Origin of the sequence: Sphingobium nicotianae (assembly GCF_018603885.1) — a bacterium.
Classification (GTDB): domain Bacteria; phylum Pseudomonadota; class Alphaproteobacteria; order Sphingomonadales; family Sphingomonadaceae; genus Sphingobium; species Sphingobium nicotianae.
This window is the reverse complement of the sequence record NZ_JAHGAW010000016.1, coordinates 71,640-85,188: the sequence shown is the minus strand read 5'-3', so window position 1 is coordinate 85,188 and position 13,549 is coordinate 71,640. Positions and strand designations below refer to the sequence as shown.

Below are 13,549 nucleotides of genomic sequence, written 5' to 3'. Positions count from 1 at the left end.
CGCGGGCCTTGATAGCCGTTCCGCCAGCCGTCATGCTGGGCCTGTCGAGACGAGCCTCCCACCTCTCGTTCGCGCGTGACATCGCCTCATCGACCATCACGTCGCACCGCGAACAACGTGGTCTGCGAGGGCGCAGGGTCGGCCGATCGAGGCTGCTGCGTTCCTTGATAGCGCACGGCGAACAGCGTCTCGCGCGGTGCCTCGACCACGCCCGATGGCGCCGTCGATGCCACTCCGCCCACGGTCCGCAGATAGGCGACCGTCTCGCCGGGGAGCGCGCCGCCGGTGGCCAGATGCGAAGCGTATCGGCCGGGGCCGGCATTGTAGGCGGCGAAGAGGCCGGGATAGCCGAAGCGGTCGTACATCAGGCGCAGGTAGAAGGTGCCGGCAAGGATGTTGTCGCGTGGATTGTCCGGATCGGCGCCGAGGCCGAGCCGCTGTCGCATCGCCGCCCAGGTCGCGGGCATCAGCTGCATCAGCCCCATCGCCCCGGCCCGGCTGCGGATGGGGCGGCCATCGAGCCTGGTCCGGCCACGGCTTTCGGCCTGCATCACCCGCTCGATCCATGCGGTCGGAACGCCGAAGCGGAGCGACGCCTCGGTGATCCATGGCCGCCAGTCGGCGACGCTCTCCGCCCGCGCCGGCACGGCGGCGACCAGCGCCGCCGCACATGCGATCAGCTTCAGCGGTGCCATATCAGCCGCGCCTTTCCGACGATGTCGCCAGCCTCGGTCACGCCGAAATAGCGCCCGTCGAACGAGGCCGGACTGTCCATCAGCAGGAACAGCTGGCCGCAGCGGAGCCGCACGCAACCCGACCACATCGGCATCGACCGGCCCCGTCCATCGGCAAGCCGGCGTTCGGCGGTCCAGCGACCGTTGACGAAGATCTCCTGACCGAGGGCGCAGACCTCGTCACCGGCAAGGGCCGTGACGCGCTTCACGAGCGGCACGTTCATCGGCAGGTATCGGCGCTCCCCCGCGAGCCGCCGGAAGGGGTCGGGGACACGCGCGATGACCATGTCACCGGGCGCCAAGGCTGCACCGGGCGACACGGCGTAGAGACCGACCGGCGCGCTCGCGCTGGCGTTCCAGACGAGACGCGGCGCTGGCGGAAGGGCTGCACTGGCGAGCACGAGCGCGATGCCCGCGCCGGTGATCGCGACGCGCCTGCGAAGGCGGCTTCGGCGCAGCTTGTCGGCACGCAGCGCGTCGCCCCAGGCGAGCAGCGGGGCATCGCCCGCGCGGTCGCGGCGGCCCGTCACCGGCCGATCTCGCGCGCGGCCTGCTCGCCGGACCAGGCATCGAGGTCGTCTATATGGTACTGGACGAACCGGCTGTGCCGCCGGAACACTGGGCCCTTGCCCGCCCGACGCAGGCGCTTGAGCAGCCGGCTCGACAGCTTGAGATAGGCGGCGGCCTGGTCGGTGTTGAGGAAGGGCGAGCCGCGCTTGGCGCGGTTCGCCCGGGCGATATCGTCATCGGTGTCCATCGGGGCGTTGTCCTGGCGAAGCGGATCGCGACCGTGCGTCCGCGGCACCGGGGATGACGGGCGGAACACCGGGCGGGCAGTGTCGAAAACCGGAGTCCGGATTCCGACACACCCGATGCGAGCGGTGCGGGTGAGGCCGGGTGGCGCGGGTCCGAAGCCCCGCGCGACGGAAAGCGGACGCATGCAGACGCCCCCGCCTGCAAGGTCCCTCGCGAGCTATGGCAAATCCGGCTCACCGCTCGAACCCCGCGCGCCGGAGCGCGCGGGGCACCGTGTTCAGCGCGACCAGATGAGCTTGTGCTCGCCGTTGTCGCCCTGCGTCAGGGTAGCGTAGATCGGCGCCGGGAAGGACGGATCGTCGAGCTTGAGGCTCAGATATTCCGCGCCGGTGTCGCGCGCCGCCTTGGTCCAGCCCGCGCCGAACTCGACGCCGCCGGCGCTGACGCGATGGTCCGGCGCCTTGTCGTTCTCGCGATCGACCGGCCGGATGCTGGCCTTGACGCGAAGCGTGAGGGTCCGGATCTCGCCGTTGTAGACGCCGCCCTCGCCGCGGGTGAAGCTGCCGATCTGTGCCATGATAACCTCCATTCGATGGGTCGATGCCGCCCCATGCGGCCTCGATGCGGTTGTCAGGCCGCTGGCCGGACGGCGCGCACCGTCAGGCCGGAGCGCAGCGGAGGACGGCCCGAGCCGGGCTTCTTGCCTCGCGAGGAAGGCGCGGGCACCGCGCCGGGGAAGAAGGTCGGCGAAGCCGTTGCGCGGCAGAGGACGGCCTGCGGCAGACCGCGATCGATCAAGGCCGCCGGGGTCGCACCGCCCGGAAGAGGATGCGGTCTAGGCTGTCGGATCGTCACGCCAGGGTGCGAAAGGGTGTCCGCGACGGAGGCGGATTCGGACCGTTCCACCGTCCGCGTTGGCCTTCCGCCCGGCGTGCGCTAGACGTCCGGCAAGGGGGAGAGATGACGGTTCTGGATCAGGTTCGCGGGTTGATCGAGCGGCTGTCGCCGGACCCGATCTGCGACGACTGCATCAGCGACAAGCTCGGTCTGTCAGTCAGGCAGCACGCCAACCACAAGACGCGGGAGCTGGCGGGGACGCGCGGATTCGAACGTCGCAAGGACGTCTGCGCGATCTGCGGCGGGACCAAGCTGGTGATCTGTCGCAAGGCGAATCCGTAGGCGGGGTCCGTCCGGCCTATCGTTCCCAGCGCGTTTCCGTCGCGAGATATTCCCAGATCACGCTCTTCACCGTGACGTCGCCGGACCAGTCGATCGCGTAGCGATAACGGCCCGGTTCGACCGTGATCCAGCCACCGACCATGGCATGATCGTCGAGCAGATGCACGGTCATCCGGCTGCCGACCTCGGGCCAGACGGCGAGCTCGCCGGGTGTGCCGGCGGACTCGAAGGCTTCGCGCTGCTCGGCGCTCAGCTGCTCGAGCGGCACGAACGCGACATGGTCGGGCGCTTCGAGGAGCGGCTCGCCGATCTCGTGATAGGCGTGCCCGCGCGCATTCTTTACGATCACGCGGCGGACCCGGTCGGCGTCGGGGTACAGGGTGAACGGCTGGAGGTCGTCGAACAGCAGGAGCTGGCCGTCGGGGCGCTTCTTGAGCGCGCGGACGACATGGCGGTTGCTGCGCAGGATGCTCGCGGCCTCCGGATTCGTCTTCGGATCGGGGTAGAGCGTGCCCGCCATCACCGCGTGCAGGACGCAGAGCAGATAGTTTTCGTCCGGCGAGAAACCCGAATTGCACTGGCGGCAGACGACGACCTGGGGAAGATAGTCGAAGTCGTCGCCCTCGCCACGATCATAGTCGGCGCCGCGTTCCCGCAGGTCCTTCGTGAGGAGGGATTTGGTCGGGACGTGATCGCGATTGCTGTCGACGTCGGCGATCTCGGCACCGCAATGGATGCACCAGACCTTGAGCCGTTCGTCGGTGAAGTCTTCTATCTCTCGCACCGATTGTCCCGCGACCCACCTGCATCTGCGTGATCACATAGCCGATCCCGCCGCCGATCGGCACAAGGGAATCCGCGCGCCGACGCCGGAACGGCGGAGGCGCGCGGCCGAATTTCCGGGGTCCGGAAAAGGCGGGCGGGAGCAGCGGGTCGGCCATGCCCCCGGCATGGCCTGAACAGCGTGGGGCGCTGTTCACCCGATGCTCCCCCGCCCGCATGATTTTAGGCCGCCTGCCTGAACGGCTCGGCCTGATCGTCGGGGTCCGACGCGGTGTGCATGTCCCGCGCGGCGATGACCCTGGCATGGGCGGCGACGGTGCCGACCCCGCCGCGCGCGGTGTAGGCGCTCGGCGGGAACTGCATCCAGCGCGGCACCCAGCGCTCGACCTTGGCGCGGCCATCGGCGCCGGCCAGATGGTCGGCGATGATCCGCTTCAAGGTCTTGGACTTCTCGCCCGCATTGGCGGTGGCGATCAGCTGTCCCGCGACCTCGCCGACCATCCGACCCAGCACCTCGCGGTCGCGGATCAGCCCGAACAGGGCCTCGTCGGCCTGCCACCAGTCGGCCATGTCGATGCCGATCTCGGTGCCGACCGCCTCGACGGCGGCGCTGCCTGCCGCCAGCGTCTCGCCGATCACGACCGTGATCACCTCCATGACGGCGGGGTCGGGAAGCTCGATCAGCCGCAGGAACACGCCCGCGACACCATGGTCATCGCCATCGCCGCCGGTGACGGTCGCCTCCTCGGAACCGAAGCCGAGCATGTCGAGCACGGCTCGGCGGCGTTCGTCGAACACCGTCTCGCCGCGCGCCGTCTCGATGCTCTCGCGCACCTCGTCTCTGCGCGTCGTCTGCGGTTCCGGCGACACCCGCCACAGGTGCGAACCGACGATGGCATGGGCGACCATCAGACGCAGTGCCACCTCGGGACGGGTGAGCAGCGCGGCGCGAACGGCGGCGTGACGGTGCAGATCGACATAGGTCTGCAGGGTCGAAGTCAGTTCGGGACGCTGCGGCTTCGGCGCTTCGGGAGCCTCGCCGCTCGCCACGCGGCGGGCTTCCTTGCGCGTCAGATAGCCTTCGTGGAAGGTCACCTCGCCGGTCGCGCGGACATCGACATAGACGCGCCCGCCCTTTCGCTTCGGGGCCTTCTCATATTCCCACGAATGGAAATGCTCGGACGCGGGGACGATGACGACATCGCTCCAGCCATCCTCCAGATAGGCCACGCGCCGCGCCTCGATGGCGGCGTCCTGCGCCGTCCAGAAGGCATCGGGGTCCGCGAAGTAGCGGTCCTCGCCGAACAGGTCGGCGACGGTCGCACCGGCATAGCTGTCGAGGTCGAACAGCGCGATCTTGGCGGCGATCGACTGCCCGCCGAACAGCCACGCCTTCAACTGATGGCCGCTCGGGGCATAGGCGTCGGGGTCGTCGTGGAGCGCCAGCCACGCCTTCTGCTGGCTCTTGCTGGCAAGGGTCAGGTGGCGGACGGTGGTGCGGTCGATCTTCTCCTGCGCGTAGAGGCTACGGATTCGCGGGAGCAGGTTGCCGAGCGCCAGCACGCGGCGGATCGTGAGGTCGGGAAGACCGAAGGTCATAGCGATGTCGTACACCTCGCGGCCTTCCCTGACCAGCCGGGTGAACGTCTCCCACTGGGTCACCTCGTCGGGGTCGAGCCGCGCGATGTTCTCGATCAACGAGGCTTCCAGCGCGGCGGCATCGTCGCCCGCCTTCATGATCGCGGCAGGTACCCGGCCGAGCTCGGGGTCCGCGCCGTCCTCGGCCCGCGCCATCCGCGCGGCGTGGACGCGCCTGCGCCCGGCGACCAGTTCGAAGCGACCCTCGGCGATGCCGGGCCGCAGGATCACGGGCACGATGATGCCGCGCCTGCGGACGGTCGGCAGGATATCGGACACGTCCGGGGCCTTCTTCGCGTGGCGCATGTTCACCGCGCTGTCGTCGATGTTGCCAATGTCGATGAATTCGAGTTTCATGGCTTCACTCCTTGTGAGTGCCGGTCCGTCGCTCTTTCCGGGATGGCGGATCGGCTTACGAATGGCGGCGAACGGCCGCCTGCGTCATCCGCCGTTCGGCGGAAGTTCGGGGTCTGCGCCGCTCTGGGCGGCGCGACGCAGCAGGGTTTCTGCCCAAAGGATCGAACCCGCTCGGCGCGCCCATTCGGACCAGACCGACAGCGGGAACGTGCTCTCGAACGACAGGTCACGTTCGATCCACAGCCCGTAAGGCAGGCGGACGGCTCGAATTTCGGAGAGGCTGAACGAGCCGAGTTCCGGGCAGCCGAAGCCGAGGTCGGCAAGGCCGAACAGCGTGTCGCCATCCTCGGCGAGTTCGGTCGCCAGCCATGTCGCCGCGCCCAGCGGATTGAACAGCTTGAGCACCGGGACGGGATCGGGTTCGGGCCGGTCGGCGCGCTGCGCGGCGCGCCGGTTGATGTCGTTCGCGCGCAGCGCGAAACGAAGCTCGGGGGTGACTAGGGTCATGCCGCTGACCGCAGCCGCGTGTCTGCGGTCAGCCTCTCGTCCTGCGCCTGCGCGTAGCGGGCGAGCAGCCAGTCGGCGGCCTTGGTCGCGGCGCTGGCGGCGCGGAAGATCGCGCGACTGTCCTCGCGCAGCACCTCCAGCCATGATCCGATATAGTCGGCGTGGCGGACGGTCGGCACGATGCCGAGCGCGGCGCAGAGGAAAGCCGAGCCCATCTCGGCGACCAGTTCCTCGCGGGCATAGTCCTTGCTGCCGAACGCATTGTGAAGGTCACGCCCGAGCCGCTTGGCGTGGCCGGTGGCGTGGGTCAGTTCGTGCAGGCAGGTCCGGTAATAGTTGATCTGCTCGAAGAAGGCGGGCTGTGGCGGCACCTGCACGAAATCTTGGGACGGCACATAGAAGGCCCGTGTCCCGCCGATGCGGAAATCGACGCCGGAGGCTGCGATGACCTCCTCGGCGACGGGCACGATCTCGCGCTCGGGCAAGGATGCCGGATCGGACGCCAGCCCTGCGCGCAGCCCCTCGCACTGCGCCACATTGAACACGGTGAAGCGCTTGAGGAAGGGCACCGCCTTGGGGTCGCCGCCCTCGCGGGATGCGCGTTCCTTCTCGGCCTCGGGGGTGAAGCGGTCGGCATAGACGACGGTCACGCCATGCTCGCCCTTGCGGACGCATCCGCCCGCCTCCTGCGCCTGCCGGAAGGTCAACCACGATTGCGACGGCCAGCCATGCTTGATGACCGCGCCCCACAGGATCAGGACATTCACGCCAGAATAATTGCGCGCGGTCAGCGCATTGCGCGGCAGGCCGGGCCCGGCGCTGCCGGTCGATCCCCATGGCTGGACCCACGGCAACCGCCCGGCCTCCAGCTCGGCTATGACCAGCGCGGTCACCTCGTCATAGAGGCTCGCGCGGTTCTCGGTCTCACGATCTTCGCCTGCACCCTTGCGGCGGGAACTACGGTTAGCGGCTTCTCGCATCGCTATCCTCCATCGCCACCCAAAAAGCAGCAAGCCTCCCCGGAAGGCGGGGGTGGGCGGCGAAGAGCGACCAAGAGGCCCGGCTCCAGTGGCCGGCAGCACCGTAGGGCGGAACGTAAGTGGAGCACCCCGAAGCGCAGCGAAGGGGTTGCCGCAGGCCGCGACGGGCCTAGCCGGGAGCGGCGCCCGCACCCGCCGTACCGGGAGAGGCACAAGCAACGCCGCCGCGCGACCGCGCGGCGTCCACAGCCACGCCAGCGATCGTGACCGGAAGGCCGAGACCCGTCAGGGGCTCGGCGGAGACCGGCGCGACAGCGATGGTCGAAGTAGAGCGCGGTCGCACGAACGTGCGAGGCGCCGGCCTTATTCTGCTATAATTTCCGGCCTGCGCTCGGAGAACGCATCAATGGCGATCGCAAGGCCATCGCCAACGATCCAACGAGCTCGCTCGATATGGGAGCGCCAGCAAGCCTCGGCATGGTCCTTCGTAACGTCGAGACGCATCAGGAAGGAAGCGGCGTCCTGCCAATTGCGGCCGGCGTCGGCTGCTTCGAGCAATGCGGCGTACAGCGCGAGATGGCGGCGATCATAGTCGACAGCCACATCACCAGACGGCGCTAAACGATCAATTGTCCCCATGCCTCATTACTCACGCAGGCGGTCGCTTCCACGATATTCAATATAATGAATAACCGGCGTGAAGCAATTCCTCGACCGTGGGTCGATGGACATGCGAAAGGTGATTGGGAGCAATTTCGCTCGGCTGAGGAAAAGCAAGGGACTGACCCAGGAAGCCGTTGCCGAGAAATCGGGATTTTCGCAGAGCTATATCGGTTGGCTGGAGCGCGGACAGCGAAACCCCACCGCCATTTCGATCTGGATGCTTGCTCAATCGGTCGATGCCATGCCAGCTGACCTCGTGCAGCCCGTCGAAGACTAGGCGCTACTTTCCTGCTAAAATCGCTCGCGGGCCCGCGCGAAGCATGTCCTCGCCTGAGTCCAGTAGTCGCCGCACGTTGGACTTTCGATGCTCGCCGTCGCCGGGCCACTCACCCCGTCCCAGCAGATTTTCAGCGATCTCCCTCAAACTCGCGCCCGCATTGCGCGCGTCCACTGCCTGCAAGGCGAGTAACTTGCGGACCAAGCGGATGTGGCGTCGTCCATTGGGGACCGAGCAGCGAAGCGCGCGCATTGCGGCGATCCGGGCGTCGAGGTGATCATCGTCGGCCAAGTCGAATCGAAGCACGACCGGCCCAGCCGCCATTGTACCCTCGATTACATCGAGTCGAATGGGTTCGCCCCCACCATCGATTATCAGATGTTCGCTATTTGGCGCCCGCAGCATGCGAACATCCGCTGCGTGAGCGTCGACGATCCGTCCGTCTACCTGGAATGGCCTCATGGCGCGCACGGCGAGCACGCGCGGGTCAACGACTGCTGACCATATCGGCAGCACCGAGGCGCATGTCCGGGCAGGATCCTCAGCAAAAGTGCATTCCCCACTCCGCGACGAAGTCGGCCTCGGCCGCGACGCCCGCCAGAGGCAGGGCCGGCAAAGCCGCATAGGCAACACGGTAGGCCGGGTCGCGCCGAAGCACTTCCCAGGCCAGCGCGCTGCGCCCCCGCCGGATGATGGCCTCATAGGCCGCAGGATCAAGAGCGCTCATCGTGACGATCTCAGCCGAACTCGCCCATCTGGGATCTGACGAACATGGCCGCTGCTTCGGCCTGGTCCGGGCGTAAGGCGTCGATCGCCGGGAGATGCTCGGGAACGTGGCTACCAAGCAGGATCGACGGGCATTGCCCTTCGACATTGCCCAGGTTGGGCCGATGCTGCGCGTAGCCGACCAGCGCGGCCAGTTCCGGCGCGAAGTGCCGCGCCACCTGTGGCGGATAGACCAGCCATTGCAGCTCAAAGGGCTTCAACCATCCCAGGCAGTAGCTGATGACGATCCCTCGCCGCGGCGCGCGGCTGGCATTGCCGCCCCCGCCGTGGAGGGTCGAGCCGAGGAAGATCAGGGCGTCGCCAGGCGACACCATAGGCACGACCGACTCTTCTTCAGGGAGGACGGGAATATCCTGAGCGAGCTGGCTTCCGGTCCAGAGCCGGGTACCGCCATTTGCCCGCTGGAATGCAGTTAGCGGCCACATGACGTTGACGAGGTATTCGAGGCGGCCCTTCGGGCCTTGCCACATGTCCTGATCGCGGTGTGGTAGCTGCGGCAGCGCGCCCGGCTGGATCTCAATCGCCTGGGTGAGGTTGAGCGCGATCCGCTCGCACCATGGCAGCAGCATCTGCTCGACGATCTCGAGGACCCGCGGATGCATCGCCAGCCGCTCGATCCCCGGTGAATGGGTCAGCAGCGAACCGAAGCGCCTGGTCCGTTCTCCGTAGAATGCGCCCTGGCACAATGGTGTCGCGGAGAAGCGAGGCTCAAGATCCGCCTCGATCTCGGCGATCAGGCCAGGTTCGACAGCGCGCCCAAACACGCACCAACCGTCGCGCGCGAGCGCTGCGGCATGGCGATCGACCGCGGCTCTCATGCCGGCACCCGGTCAAGCACGGGGGAATAAACGCCAGTCCAGCCAAGCCGCTCAGGCGTATCCGGCCGGACATGGATGAGGAAGGCACCGATCGGCCCGCCAGGGATCCGCACCGCAGGTCCGAGTGGTTCGGCCTGCCAGCCGAGGGACAGAATTTCCTTGCGAAACTGGTCGGGGATGACGCCGGTGTAGCGCTTGATGCCCCGCTCCAGCGCGACATCGACCATGGCGGAGAAGAGCAGATTGCGCAGTTCGCGACGCCGCTCAGCGCCGTGTCGCTGGGGCAGGCACAGCCGTGTGCTTTCCCATGTCGCCTCGTCGACTGGCACCCCCAGGGGGCAGAGATGGGGGAACAGCACGCCGAGCATATGCGGCCGGGTGCTCGGGAAGAGACGGATCGACGCCGCGTGCCCGCCATCTTCCTCGGAGACGATCAGGTAGACCGTATCGGCATTGTCGAACTGGTCCATCTCGTACTGGCCGTCGACCACGGGCACGTCCCAGCCGAACAGGTCGACGAAGAGGCGCTTGCGGTCGGCGAACATGGATTGCAGCAGCGGCCGATTTCCCGCTGCCAGATGGTTGTCGATGACGTGGATCATGGGGTGCTCCGGGCTCGTGATTTCCGCACACGAAGGAAGCAGCGACGGGGTAGCGGAAATAGGCCGAGTGATTACTCGGGTTGACGACGCGCGAGCTCGTGGAGGCCGACCTCGCCCGCAAGCACCGCGCTTACGACCAGTTCGGTGCGATCATGGGCGTCGAAGAGGCGTCGCGCTTCGGTGAGATAGCCGTCGACCGTGCGCGGCGTCAGGCAAAGCGCTCGGGCGATTTCCTTGTTCGAGAACCCCCGCCCCGCCAGGACTACGCAGTCGCGCGGGCGCGGATGCAACCTCGGCGAGCTATGGGCAATCGGCCGTTCGCCAGACACGAGCCGACGTGCTGACTGGAAGGCGAATATACCGATCATCTGAGCCGCGCCCAGATAACGATGCGCATTTTCAGGTCGTCTGGTGCCAGCAAAAGTGCAGGATCCCATACGCTCACCGAGGCAAACATAGGGAACCGTGATTCCTTCGTTGAGGCCCTCTCGCGCGCCCAGTGCAAAACTTGCTCGATCATTTCGATCTAGATGCATAATACGTGACAGGTCTGACCAGAGGAAGGCACTGTCAGCGAAGGCGCAGCCGCGAATAACGGGATCACGCCGATATCGCTGTTGCCCAAAAAGATGTTCCGTAATGGCGGCTGGATAGTCCTTCAGATCCACCCTACCGGCGAGCCCAGTACCAATATCGTGATGGATCAGAGCATAGTGACGAAAGTCCATTTCCCATGCCACGACCTCCATCAGGGTAATGAGTTCGTTCACTGACGCAATAGTCCGAAGCGCACCCACAATGGCGTCGGTCAACGCGAGGCAAAACCCTCTCTCGCGCCGGGTAGAGTCGAGCGACATGCCTTCACGTCCTCCAACCTTCGGACAGAACTACGCTCCGTGGGGAGCCTCCATTAGATGGAATGAGGCCGCAAAGTAGGATCCGATATGCATGATCGAACCGTCCGAGCAGGATCGATCCGTCGCGCAGAGTGCAGATTGGACCATCCAGTCACGGCACAAGGCATGCATTCGAACAATGCTTGCCCCTTGACCATTCGAACAAAATCGCGAGCTTTTAGGCTAGTCCTGGTTCTGGCTAGCATCTGTTCATCAGGTTGTTCCGTCTGATTTGCGAATCTCGGTAGAGGGCGGCTGCGATCGGCGGGTGGCTGTCTCGGCCGCCGTTTCGTCCGACCGGCCGCATGCACAGGCTCACGAAACCCGATAATCTGCATCGATCCGCTGTGCGGGACAACCTCGGCCCGGCTTCCCGTCACCGCTCCGATCTCGAGAAGCATGCCAAAGGGATTGAGTGCGCGATCTCCGCATAAGACGCCAATGCATGCCATGGAATTGTCGACGACCGGTGGTGTAGCAATACTCGTCATGCTTCTTTTCCTACCGCGCCTTAATCGCGGTCGTGAATCTGAACCACCTAGAATAGAATGATATGTCTTGATCTAATATACTTTAATAATTTCGGTCATTTCTTTGACATATTCCTTCAGTCCCCTTCGAGCGCCAGCACCGGCCATTAACGATCCTCTATTGAAGATTGCTCTCTGAACTTTTGGCAGCGAGATCGAACTGCCTTGTCTGGTCCAATGACACGATCTGTCAATTAAACGACTGCTTTGGTCAAGAACGGTTGCATCGCACTGTGTCAGCCTCGCTCGTCGTTCAGAAATGACGACCTCGTTCAAACTTCGGGGCGCACAATCCGCCCTTCATCTTGGAGTGGATACCAATGCGTCGTCATCTTATAAGCTTGGCACTTGGAATTGCTGCGATTGCGATTTCCTCGCCAGCACTTCCCCAGTCGCCTGCGCAGCCGGCTATTTCTGCCGACTTAATTCTCCAAAACGGCCGCCTGCTGATCCCTGGGGGCTGGGCAACCGCCATGGCAGTGGCGCATGGCACTATCGTTGCCATAGGTGACGACGTGGCAATGACTCCTTATCGGACCTCTTCGACGAAGGTCATCGATCTGGGCGGTAAGATGGTGATGCCCGGATTGCATGACATGCACGTTCACCCCGGCGGCGCCGGCATGCAGTTTTTCCAATGCGCACTTCCTCATGATGCCAAACCGGCGGAACTGCTCAATATCGTCTCCGGCTGCGTGAAGAATGCAAAGCCCGGCGACTGGATCACTGGGCGAGCTTATGAAGCAGCTTCCTTCGGCAAGACGCCGCCGAACAAGGCGATGCTCGACAAGATTGCTCCGAACAATCCCGTCATGCTCAACGACATCAGCGGACACAGCAACTGGGCGAACTCTGCTGCGCTGAAGCTTGCCGGCATTACGCGCGACACCCCCAATCCCCCCAATGGCATCATCGAGCGCGACGCCAAGGGAGAGCCGACAGGCCTGCTGCGCGAAAGCGCGTCCAATCTGGTGTCGAGAAATATTCCGCCGGCAACCCGTGAGCGCCATGCTGAGGCCCTCAAGAAGGGTCTCGATTCCTTGCTGGCACAAGGCATCACTGCCTTCGACGATGCGCTCCTGACAACCACCACCGCGCAGGCCTACAGCGATCTCAGCGACAAGGGCGAACTGAAGCAGCGGGTCCGGGGTTGCCTCTTCTACGTCGACCAAAATCTGCTGAAACTGCGTAACTATTATGCTCGCCCGAGATTTACGCCTTCATGCATCAAGATGCAGCTCGATGGCGTTCCGACCGACAGTCACACGGCCGCGATGCTCGAGCCCTATATGCCGCTTCCTGGGGCCAAGGCCGGCGACGAGATCCGGGAGAAGGGTCTCCTCATGGTCGACCAGGCAAAGCTCAATGCCTTGGTTGTTGAGTTCGATCGCGAGGGCCTGACGGTCAAATTCCACGCGGCCGGCGACGCTGCCGTTCGCGCTGGCCTCGATGCTATCGCAGCGGCCCGGAAAGCCAATGGATTCAATCACAACTATCACAACGTTGCCCACAACAGCTTCGTGAACATGGACGACATCCGCAGGGCCAAGTCGATCGAGGCCACCTTCGAATTCTCGCCATACCTGCTTTCGCCCTCGCCGATCATGGATGACATCGAAAAGGCCGTTCGGCCTGATCTCATGTCCCGCTGGATCCCGATCAAGGATGCTCTGGACGCGGGCGCTATGGTCGTGCCAGGTTCGGATTGGCCGGTCACGACCTCGGTCAGCCCTTGGTATGCTCTTGAGACTATGGTCACCCGCCAAGCGCCTGGCGGCGGTGGCAAGGTCCTCGGCCCTGAGGAGCGCATCACGCTCAAGCAAGCGGTCGAACTGTTTACGATCGCGTCGGCTCGGCAGGGGAACTTCGACTATGCCACGGGGAGTCTCGAGACGGGCAAGTTCGCCGACTTCGTCGTGATCGACCGCAACATCTTCGAGGTGCCGATCACCGATGTTCACAATACTAAGGTGCTGATGACCTACATCGAGGGCGAGAAAGTCTACGATGCTGCAACTGCGCCCGCCGGAAACTGATCAAGAC

At 65.2% G+C, this 13,549-nt stretch carries 19 protein-coding genes; 4 read left to right on the top strand and 15 right to left on the bottom strand.

Annotation, left to right across the window (positions count from 1 at the left end; all coding sequences use genetic code 11):
* Positions 1-86: 86 nt before the first annotated feature.
* From KK488_RS20310 to KK488_RS20290, 5 genes are all read right to left on the bottom strand, one after another.
* Positions 87-695, bottom strand: coding sequence for a lytic transglycosylase domain-containing protein (locus KK488_RS20310; protein WP_214625545.1), 609 nt, complete (start codon positions 693-695; stop codon positions 87-89).
* Positions 683-1,264 carry a S26 family signal peptidase gene (locus KK488_RS20305; protein WP_214625544.1) on the bottom strand — a complete coding sequence of 194 codons (582 nt, stop codon included), beginning with the start codon at positions 1,262-1,264 and terminating at the stop codon, positions 683-685. The genes KK488_RS20310 and KK488_RS20305 overlap by 13 nt, the downstream gene beginning before the upstream one ends.
* Positions 1,261-1,491 carry a helix-turn-helix domain-containing protein gene (locus KK488_RS20300; protein WP_214625543.1) on the bottom strand — a complete coding sequence of 77 codons (231 nt, stop codon included), beginning with the start codon at positions 1,489-1,491 and terminating at the stop codon, positions 1,261-1,263. The genes KK488_RS20305 and KK488_RS20300 overlap by 4 nt, the downstream gene beginning before the upstream one ends.
* A 276-nt stretch (positions 1,492-1,767) precedes the next feature.
* Complete coding sequence (locus KK488_RS20295) at positions 1,768-2,067, bottom strand: DUF736 domain-containing protein (RefSeq protein ID WP_214625542.1); 300 nt, start codon at positions 2,065-2,067, stop codon at positions 1,768-1,770.
* A 53-nt stretch (positions 2,068-2,120) separates the two neighbouring features.
* Positions 2,121-2,288 (bottom strand): hypothetical protein, encoded by a 168-nt coding sequence (locus KK488_RS20290; RefSeq protein WP_214625541.1) that lies wholly within the window; start codon positions 2,286-2,288, stop codon positions 2,121-2,123.
* A gap of 162 nt (positions 2,289-2,450) precedes the next feature.
* Here KK488_RS20290 and KK488_RS20285 point away from each other — a divergent pair, with 162 nt between their 5' ends.
* The gene (locus tag KK488_RS20285) at positions 2,451-2,669 is read left to right on the top strand and encodes a hypothetical protein (RefSeq protein WP_214625540.1); all 219 of its coding nucleotides are present in this window, start codon (positions 2,451-2,453) and stop codon (positions 2,667-2,669) included.
* 16 nt (positions 2,670-2,685) lie between these two features.
* Here KK488_RS20285 and KK488_RS20280 read toward each other — a convergent pair whose 3' ends face one another.
* The 5 genes from KK488_RS20280 to KK488_RS20260 all read right to left on the bottom strand — a co-directional run bounded on the left by KK488_RS20280 (position 2,686) and on the right by KK488_RS20260 (position 7,537).
* The gene (locus KK488_RS20280) at positions 2,686-3,453 is read right to left on the bottom strand and encodes an HNH endonuclease (RefSeq protein WP_214625539.1); all 768 of its coding nucleotides are present in this window, start codon (positions 3,451-3,453) and stop codon (positions 2,686-2,688) included.
* A gap of 221 nt (positions 3,454-3,674) precedes the next feature.
* Positions 3,675-5,447 (bottom strand): ParB/RepB/Spo0J family partition protein, encoded by a 1,773-nt coding sequence (locus tag KK488_RS20275; protein WP_214625538.1) that lies wholly within the window; start codon positions 5,445-5,447, stop codon positions 3,675-3,677.
* Between the two features lie 84 nt (positions 5,448-5,531).
* Positions 5,532-5,954, bottom strand: coding sequence for a DUF2958 domain-containing protein (locus tag KK488_RS20270; RefSeq protein ID WP_214625537.1), 423 nt, complete (start codon positions 5,952-5,954; stop codon positions 5,532-5,534).
* Entirely contained in the window at positions 5,951-6,934 is a 984-nt protein-coding gene (locus KK488_RS20265; protein WP_214625536.1) for an ArdC family protein, read from the bottom strand. Before KK488_RS20265 ends, KK488_RS20270 begins: the two co-directional genes overlap by 4 nt.
* A gap of 363 nt (positions 6,935-7,297) precedes the next feature.
* A complete protein-coding gene (locus KK488_RS20260; protein WP_349356944.1) occupies positions 7,298-7,537 on the bottom strand; it encodes a hypothetical protein in 240 nt (79 codons plus the stop codon).
* A 94-nt stretch (positions 7,538-7,631) separates the two neighbouring features.
* Here KK488_RS20260 and KK488_RS20255 point away from each other — a divergent pair, with 94 nt between their 5' ends.
* Complete coding sequence (locus KK488_RS20255) at positions 7,632-7,874, top strand: helix-turn-helix domain-containing protein (RefSeq protein WP_349356943.1); 243 nt, start codon at positions 7,632-7,634, stop codon at positions 7,872-7,874.
* Positions 7,875-7,877: 3 nt separating this feature from the next.
* Here KK488_RS20255 and KK488_RS21845 read toward each other — a convergent pair whose 3' ends face one another.
* On the bottom strand, positions 7,878-8,126 hold the full coding sequence (locus tag KK488_RS21845) for a DNA -binding domain-containing protein (RefSeq protein ID WP_432653879.1): 249 nt from the start codon (positions 8,124-8,126) through the stop codon (positions 7,878-7,880).
* Here KK488_RS21845 and KK488_RS20245 point away from each other — a divergent pair.
* Complete coding sequence (locus tag KK488_RS20245) at positions 8,085-8,375, top strand: hypothetical protein (protein ID WP_214625561.1); 291 nt, start codon at positions 8,085-8,087, stop codon at positions 8,373-8,375. The two genes, KK488_RS21845 and KK488_RS20245, sit on opposite strands and share 42 nt — an antisense overlap.
* Positions 8,376-8,415: 40 nt before the next feature.
* Here KK488_RS20245 and KK488_RS20240 read toward each other — a convergent pair whose 3' ends face one another.
* The 4 genes from KK488_RS20240 to KK488_RS20225 all read right to left on the bottom strand — a co-directional run bounded on the left by KK488_RS20240 (position 8,416) and on the right by KK488_RS20225 (position 10,937).
* Positions 8,416-8,601, bottom strand: a complete 186-nt coding sequence (locus KK488_RS20240) for a transcriptional regulator domain-containing protein (protein WP_214625533.1) — start codon at positions 8,599-8,601, stop codon at positions 8,416-8,418.
* Between the two features lie 10 nt (positions 8,602-8,611).
* Positions 8,612-9,478: a phytanoyl-CoA dioxygenase family protein gene (locus tag KK488_RS20235; protein WP_214625532.1), complete on the bottom strand. Its 867-nt coding sequence runs from the start codon at positions 9,476-9,478 to the stop codon at positions 8,612-8,614.
* Positions 9,475-10,080, bottom strand: coding sequence for an acyl-homoserine-lactone synthase (locus KK488_RS20230; RefSeq protein ID WP_214625531.1), 606 nt, complete (start codon positions 10,078-10,080; stop codon positions 9,475-9,477). The genes KK488_RS20235 and KK488_RS20230 overlap by 4 nt, the downstream gene beginning before the upstream one ends.
* Before the next feature lie 71 nt (positions 10,081-10,151).
* The gene (locus tag KK488_RS20225; RefSeq protein ID WP_214625530.1) at positions 10,152-10,937 is read right to left on the bottom strand and encodes a helix-turn-helix transcriptional regulator; all 786 of its coding nucleotides are present in this window, start codon (positions 10,935-10,937) and stop codon (positions 10,152-10,154) included.
* A 910-nt stretch (positions 10,938-11,847) separates the two neighbouring features.
* Here KK488_RS20225 and KK488_RS20220 point away from each other — a divergent pair.
* A complete protein-coding gene (locus tag KK488_RS20220; RefSeq protein WP_250890824.1) occupies positions 11,848-13,542 on the top strand; it encodes an amidohydrolase in 1,695 nt (564 codons plus the stop codon).
* The last annotated feature ends 7 nt before the right edge of the window (positions 13,543-13,549 follow it).

Excerpts from the sequence above, each read along its gene's own strand:
- KK488_RS20310 (WP_214625545.1), bottom strand. The coding sequence starts at position 695 with ATGGCACCGCTGAAGCTGATCGCATGTGCGGCGGCGCTGGTCGCCGCC.
- KK488_RS20300 (WP_214625543.1), bottom strand. The coding sequence starts at position 1,491 with ATGGACACCGATGACGATATCGCCCGGGCGAACCGCGCCAAGCGCGGC.
- KK488_RS20295 (WP_214625542.1), bottom strand. The coding sequence starts at position 2,067 with ATGGCACAGATCGGCAGCTTCACCCGCGGCGAGGGCGGCGTCTACAAC.
- KK488_RS20285 (WP_214625540.1), top strand. The coding sequence starts at position 2,451 with ATGACGGTTCTGGATCAGGTTCGCGGGTTGATCGAGCGGCTGTCGCCG.
- KK488_RS20275 (WP_214625538.1), bottom strand. The coding sequence starts at position 5,447 with ATGAAACTCGAATTCATCGACATTGGCAACATCGACGACAGCGCGGTG.
- KK488_RS20270 (WP_214625537.1), bottom strand. The coding sequence starts at position 5,954 with ATGACCCTAGTCACCCCCGAGCTTCGTTTCGCGCTGCGCGCGAACGAC.
- KK488_RS20265 (WP_214625536.1), bottom strand. The coding sequence starts at position 6,934 with ATGCGAGAAGCCGCTAACCGTAGTTCCCGCCGCAAGGGTGCAGGCGAA.
- KK488_RS21845 (WP_432653879.1), bottom strand. The coding sequence starts at position 8,126 with ATGCGCGCGCTTCGCTGCTCGGTCCCCAATGGACGACGCCACATCCGC.
- KK488_RS20240 (WP_214625533.1), bottom strand. The coding sequence starts at position 8,601 with ATGAGCGCTCTTGATCCTGCGGCCTATGAGGCCATCATCCGGCGGGGG.
- KK488_RS20235 (WP_214625532.1), bottom strand. The coding sequence starts at position 9,478 with ATGAGAGCCGCGGTCGATCGCCATGCCGCAGCGCTCGCGCGCGACGGT.
- KK488_RS20230 (WP_214625531.1), bottom strand. The coding sequence starts at position 10,080 with ATGATCCACGTCATCGACAACCATCTGGCAGCGGGAAATCGGCCGCTG.
- KK488_RS20225 (WP_214625530.1), bottom strand. The coding sequence starts at position 10,937 with ATGTCGCTCGACTCTACCCGGCGCGAGAGAGGGTTTTGCCTCGCGTTG.